Origin of the sequence: Winogradskyella marina (genome assembly GCF_015645385.1) — a bacterium.
GTDB lineage: Bacteria > Bacteroidota > Bacteroidia > Flavobacteriales > Flavobacteriaceae > Winogradskyella > Winogradskyella marina.
Map to the genome: position 1 here is coordinate 204,956 of NZ_JADOET010000007.1, position 6,278 is coordinate 211,233.

At 32.8% G+C, this 6,278-nt stretch carries 5 protein-coding genes; 1 reads left to right on the forward strand and 4 read right to left on the reverse strand.

Annotation, left to right across the window (positions count from 1 at the left end; genetic code table 11):
• Positions 1-75: 75 nt before the first annotated feature.
• Positions 76-810: a LytR/AlgR family response regulator transcription factor gene (locus ITJ86_RS10235; protein ID WP_195871546.1), complete on the reverse strand. Its 735-nt coding sequence runs from the start codon at positions 808-810 to the stop codon at positions 76-78.
• Between the two features lie 73 nt (positions 811-883).
• Positions 884-3,052, reverse strand: coding sequence for a tetratricopeptide repeat-containing sensor histidine kinase (locus ITJ86_RS10240; protein WP_195871547.1), 2,169 nt, complete (start codon positions 3,050-3,052; stop codon positions 884-886).
• 203 nt (positions 3,053-3,255) lie between these two features.
• On the opposite strand from ITJ86_RS10240, the gene ITJ86_RS10245 reads away from it, so the two are divergent.
• On the forward strand, positions 3,256-4,422 hold the full coding sequence (locus tag ITJ86_RS10245; protein WP_195871548.1) for a vWA domain-containing protein: 1,167 nt from the start codon (positions 3,256-3,258) through the stop codon (positions 4,420-4,422).
• Between the two features lie 191 nt (positions 4,423-4,613).
• On the opposite strand, the gene ITJ86_RS10250 is transcribed toward ITJ86_RS10245, so the two are convergent.
• Together ITJ86_RS10250 and ITJ86_RS10255 are read right to left on the reverse strand one after the other, a co-directional pair.
• On the reverse strand, positions 4,614-5,627 hold the full coding sequence (locus tag ITJ86_RS10250; RefSeq protein ID WP_195871549.1) for a PorP/SprF family type IX secretion system membrane protein: 1,014 nt from the start codon (positions 5,625-5,627) through the stop codon (positions 4,614-4,616).
• 6 nt (positions 5,628-5,633) lie between these two features.
• A partial coding sequence (locus ITJ86_RS10255) for a T9SS type B sorting domain-containing protein (RefSeq protein ID WP_195871550.1) occupies positions 5,634-6,278 on the reverse strand: 645 nt, incomplete at its 5' end.

The following is a 6,278-nucleotide window of genomic DNA, read 5'->3' on the forward strand; positions in this document are numbered from 1 at the left end:
AAAGATTTTTTAAGTCTTAAAAACCTGAAAGCTCAGAAACCTTCTCTCTGAAATCTCTTTTTCAAAGGAATCTAGTCACTTAAAATAAGACAACAAATCAGATTTTTTAGAAGCCGAAACCAAAATTTCTTTTCCATTACTTAATATAACACTGCCTCCTTTGCCTTTTACATATTTTACAATTTCATTGACGTTAACTAAATAACTTTTGTGGACTCTGGCAAAATTGGCTTCCTTTAAACTTTCTTCAATATACTTCAACGTCTTACTAACGAGTTTCTTTTTGTTGTTGTTCAGGTAAATTTCAGTATAATTATCATCTGCCTTACAATACATAATATCTGCCGTTTCTATAACTTCGAAGCCATCTTGCTGTGGAATGGTAATTTTTCCATTCACCGAATTGGTCTTTGCCACTAAAACCTGATCTTGAAGTGCATCTTCTTTAGTTCTAATTTCTGTGACATAATCAACAGCTTTTATCAACTCGTCAATAGAAATTGGTTTCATTAAATAATACGATGCGTGTGCATTTAAAGCATCTATCGCATAATGGTTATAAGCGGTGACAAATATGGTTTCAAAATTAATATCACCAACCTTATCCAGTAAATCAAATGCATTACCATAAGGCATTTCTACATCTAGAAATACCACATCTAAGTCATTATTTCTAATTAAAACCAAAGCTTCTTCAACATTGGAAGCTTCGCCTAAGATTGAAATATTAGGACAATACTTAGTGAGATAATTTCGTAGAATTAACCTGCTGTTTTCTTCGTCTTCTACTATTATGGCATTTAATTTCATCGCTTTTATTTTGAAGCTCGAAGCTTGAAGCACGAAGTTTCTTCCAACTTCCAACTTCGAGCTTCTAACACTATTAATCTTTTTTTAAGGTCACAATCACCTTTGTACCTGCATCTTCTAACTCTTGAAAATCTTCAATCGTTACATCAACTTTGTCCTTATACATTTCATTTAAAATGGCAACACGCTTTTTAATATTGTTCATGCCTTTTGAGTTTTGCTTTTTCTGATGATCTGTTTTCAAGGCTTTAGATCGTGCTCTACCAATACCATCATCTGAAATAATAATGGTTATTTCGTCTTTAGATTTTGGTTGAATGTTGATATTTAAATGCCCTTTTTCCGTTTTGTAACGCAAGCCATGCCAAACCGCATTCTCAATATAAGGCTGTAATAACATTGGTGGAATCTGAAATTCTTCAACATCAATCGTATCATCAACATCTATACTATAATCAAACTTATCTTGAAATCTAAAATGCTCGAGCTTGGTGTATAAATTCAATAATTCAATTTCCTTTTTTAATGGAATAAAATCTTCTTCGCTATTTTCTAAAACGGCACGCATTAGCTGTGAGAAATCTGACAAATACTTATTAGCAGTACGTTCGTCATTAGTCGCAATAAACGTATTAACTGAGTTTAAAGCGTTAAATATAAAATGCGGATTCATTTGACTTCGCAACGATTTTAATGCTAATAAGTTGTTGGCTAATCGTTGTTGCTTTATGTATTTAAACATTAAAAAGCCAGTGATTAACAAAAGAATCAAACCACCAATTAAGGAATAAATAATAAGTTGTTGACTTTTGTTTCGTTCTTGGGTGAGTTCATATGTACTTTTAGACAAAGCTCTATCACTTTCTAAAGATGTTATTCTATTTTGTTGTTCTGCTATATTTCGACTAAAACGTGCTGCTTGAGAGATTTCTTGTATTTTTTTTGCATACAATTCGTCAACCACGTCTTTATATTCGTCATTATAAGCAATTGTTTTTTCAGTATTACCTAATCTGGCATTGACTTCAGAGAGTTTACGAGTGGCATCTAACTTCACGTCTAAATCACCTCTTTCTCCAGCTTCTTCCCTACTTTTTTCTAAGTAAGGAATGGCATTAGTTAAATCATTACTGAGCAAATACGCATTACCAATCTTATAATTTTGTTTTTGTGATGTAATTGGGCTTTCGTTAGAAATAATAGAATCTACCTCAATATCCTTAATCCCTTCAATAGCCAACTTTCTTAAAACAATTTCACTTTCGTACTCTGCATTTTCACTATTAAATTCGGCTACTTTCACCTGTTCTTCAACGGCTCTTTTTTTATTCTCTTGCTTCGCTAAACTCAATGAATTTGTAAAATAATTTTTTGCTTTACTAGTATCTCCTTGCTCACTATATACTTCAGCGATTTTAGAATTTAGATCCGTAACTTTTGGTGCTATTAAATGGTTTTGAGCGACCTGTAAACCGTCTTCGTAAGATGATATAGCTTCATCATAACGCTTCATTGTTAAATACGCATCACCAATGCCTTCATACCACAGTGTTTTTTCGTAATTAGAGAGCGTACTTTCATCGAGTTCTTTATATGTTTCTATACTCGTTTCAACATTTCCATTATTAAGGTAAGCTTTAGCTAATTTCAATTTCGCAGAAGCTGTTTCGGTATTTTGCAGACTAATTTTATAGGCCGAAATTGCTAAATCATGTTGCTTCCAGTATGCATAAATATCACCTAACAACTCATGCGCTTTAGCACTTTGTATGGTATTAACATTCACATCTAAAGCATCACCTATAAATTTTATACTTTTTTCAGCGTCTTTTTTAAGATATGCATCGGCAGAATCTATCATTTGATTAAAGCGTTTTACATCGCCTTGAGATCGACTTTTATACCGTGATTCAACAGCATTAACCACCTCAATACTAATGCGCTCATTAGATTTTACCGTGTAATAAATAGTTTCAAAATCGGGATGTTTTATAATTAACTCATCACCAATTTTGGCTTGAATATTAAACGATCCATCAAAACTGGTTGTAACATACTTACCTCCATTTACTAAAATCTCAACATTTTTATAAGGTTTGTGTGTGCCTTTTTCAGATACAGAACCTCTAATGGTAAATGACTGCTTTTCATCTGCACTTTTTATCGCTCTATTTTGCCCAAAGGATAAAAAACCTATGAGACAAAATAATAGTAGTATATAATATGTTTTAGAAATTCTCACTTCACTTTTAATTAGTTGGACTAAACTACATACTTTATTTGGTACCAAAAAATGAGGTATTCTAAATTCGAAACCTTTTTACACCTAAAAAGTCGCTTCTACTAAAATTATATAAGTCGTTACTCACCGAAAGTATCAGTTTACTCATTGTGGTTTTTATTCGTTGTTTTTTCATCTGAATTTTACATCATAAATCAAAAAACATGAAAACAGAATTCAAAACCTTAATTTTTGCAATAAGCTTAGCGTCGCTTACAGCTTGTAATGCAAATTCAAAAAACAGAACTCAAGATTTAGCCATCCCTGAAACAGTTATTAAAACAACATTAAAAGCTGAAAAACCAGAAATTAAAGTCGCATTACTACTAGATACTAGTAATAGTATGGATGGTTTAATTGACCAAGCCAAAGCACAACTTTGGAAAATTGTAAATGAATTATCCTATGCAAAATGTGAAGACCAAAGTCCAAATTTAAAAATTGCACTTTACGAATACGGAAATGATAACCTTAATGCAGATGAAGGCTACTTAAGACAGGTTATTGCTTTTAGTGATGATTTGGACGAAATTTCAAAGTCACTGTTCTCACTAACGACAAATGGTGGAAATGAATACTGTGGAAAAGTAATTAATACGGCTTTACATCAATTAGAATGGGGAAACCATAAAGAAGATTTAAAACTAATTTTCATTGCAGGAAATGAACCTTATACGCAAGGAAACGTGAGTTATAAAGATGCCTCAACATTAGCACATCAAAATGATGTTACCGTAAACACTATCTTTTGTGGTGATTATAATCAAGGTATTGCAACCAAATGGAAAGATGGTGCCGATTTAACACATGGCAACTATATGGCTATTAACCACAACCAAGCAACAGTCCATGTAGCGTCGCCTTACGATGATAAAATTTTAGAACTCAATGAGAAGTTAAACAAAACGTATGTGGCTTATGGAAGTGCTGGAAGCGCTAAAATGGAAATGCAAGCAGAACAAGACTATAACGCTAGAAGTTACAATAAAGCCAATGCTGTAAGTAGAACGGTTAGTAAAAGTTCGCGTTTATATAAAAATAGTTCTTGGGATTTGGTAGATGCCGAAAAAGAAGACGGATTCTCTTATGATGATTTAAAAGAAAGTGAATTGCCTGAAGAATTAAAAGGAAAGTCTAAATCTGAAATTAAAACTTATGTTGAAGAAAAAGCGAAGATGCGTAAAAAGCTTCAAGATGACATAGCTGCCTTAAATTTAAACCGACGAAATTATATTGCTAAGCAGTCTAAAGATCCAAATAACGGCTTAGAAAGTGCTATGATAAAAGCTTTAAAGTCTCAAGCTGAACAGAAAAACTATAAATGGGAATAATTCAATTAAATTCCAAAATAAGAAATTTCAAATTCCAAAAAAGGATAAAGCTATTGTGTTAGTTTGAGCACAGTTTCAAACTTTAATAATGAAATTGTTTCGACTTCAATATTACTAAATTACAGCTCGATATTTATTAAAAAAAACGAGGCTCAATTTTCATTGAGCCTCGTTTTTGATATTATTTATTTCTAGTTTACTGCAGGACAGTTACACTCATATTTTTCTCGTCTACAGTTAAAATTGAAACCAAGTGTTAATTGGTGAAAACCTCCTGTGTTAAAATTCACAGTATTTGCTTGATACGAATAAGTATATGCAAACACAAAATTATTATAATCTACACCTAAAAACGGAGTAATGTATTGTAATTTTTGACTACTTACACCTGATCCATCTTGAAACTCTGCTCCATCTAAGCTACGTCTGTAAGATAACCCACCCCAAACTTTACCAAAATCCATTTCCTTATAAACTTTAGCATTTATATCTATTGAAGATTCTGCTGTTGCATCTCTATACATATACATTATAGAAGGCTCATAACTCCATTCGCTCCCAAACCTGCTAAACGTATAACCTGTAGATAGTAAATAAGTTCTTAGATTTTTAAATTCAAACTCTCCATCTTGATTAAAGTTAACACCATCATTATCTAAAATATTCTTTGCCGTAAAATGCGCATAGAAATCAACAAAATGATAAGAAAACCCAAAATCAATATTAAAATTTGTTGCACTTTGTTCAATTCCTGCAACTGCTGCATCAAATTCACCAGGTGCTAACCAACTTGTTTCATCTAATTTATACTGTAAGAATCCAGCACTTAAACCAAATGACAACATATTTAAATCTATTTCATTTCTCGAAAACATTAAATGATAAGCAAAAGTAGCATAACCACCTACTGTAGAATGATAACCGTTAGAGTCATTAAAAAGCACACCACCAACAGCTACTGGAGAATCCCCAATTCGCCCATTCATACTTAACGTTTGTAAACTCGGAGCATCATCTACACCAAACCACTGCTGTCTTGCTGTTAACCTTACCTTAGCACAATTAGCAACACCTGCCATAGAAGGGTGAATTAGATAATAATTATCTGTTAAATAATCAGAATAAATAGGAATACCTTCTTGAGCCATACTAAAATTGGCTACTAAAGCTATAAATGCTACTAAACAATACTTTTTTAATTTCATAATTTTTTATCGTTTCAAGGTAAAATGGGCTTTAAACTCTTTACGTTCACCATTGCTTGGTTCGTCGTATTCTACTGTAAACCAATAGCCATCTGTTGGCATGGCTTTGCCATTATAAGTCCCATTCCATCCGTCTCCATCTGGACTTATTTGCTTTAACAACTTTCCGTATCGGTCAAATATATAAATTTTTGCATTACTTCCAACACCTTCAATGTTCCAAGTTTCATTATTTCCATCTCCATTTGGTGTAAAATATAATGGATAATCGATTATAAATTTTGATACAGTAACTAATCCACAGCCATTCTTGTCTCTTGCTGTGATCTCATGTTCTCCTGAAGATAAGTTGGTAAAGGTACCTTCGTCTTGCCATGGCCCTCCATCTAAACTGTATTCATACACTCCAATTCCGCTTGCTACAGCTTCGATTGTATGATTATCTGCAAAGGCTTGTGTTACTAGTTCTACGCTTACACTTGGCGGTTCGCTTTCTATAACGTCTGTTGTATCTACATGAGTACAATTGGTCACTGTGGATGTATTCAGGTCTGTGACAAATACACTATAACTTCCTTCTTGACTTGGCATTAGACTTGGCGCTGTGGCTCCTGGTATGATTGTGTTATTATAACTCCACTCAAAACTATA

Coding starts and splice junctions, on each gene's coding strand:
- ITJ86_RS10235 (WP_195871546.1), bottom strand. CDS start 810: ATGAAATTAAATGCCATAATAGTAGAAGACGAAGAAAACAGCAGGTTA.
- ITJ86_RS10245 (WP_195871548.1), top strand. CDS start 3,256: ATGAAAACAGAATTCAAAACCTTAATTTTTGCAATAAGCTTAGCGTCG.
- ITJ86_RS10250 (WP_195871549.1), bottom strand. CDS start 5,627: ATGAAATTAAAAAAGTATTGTTTAGTAGCATTTATAGCTTTAGTAGCC.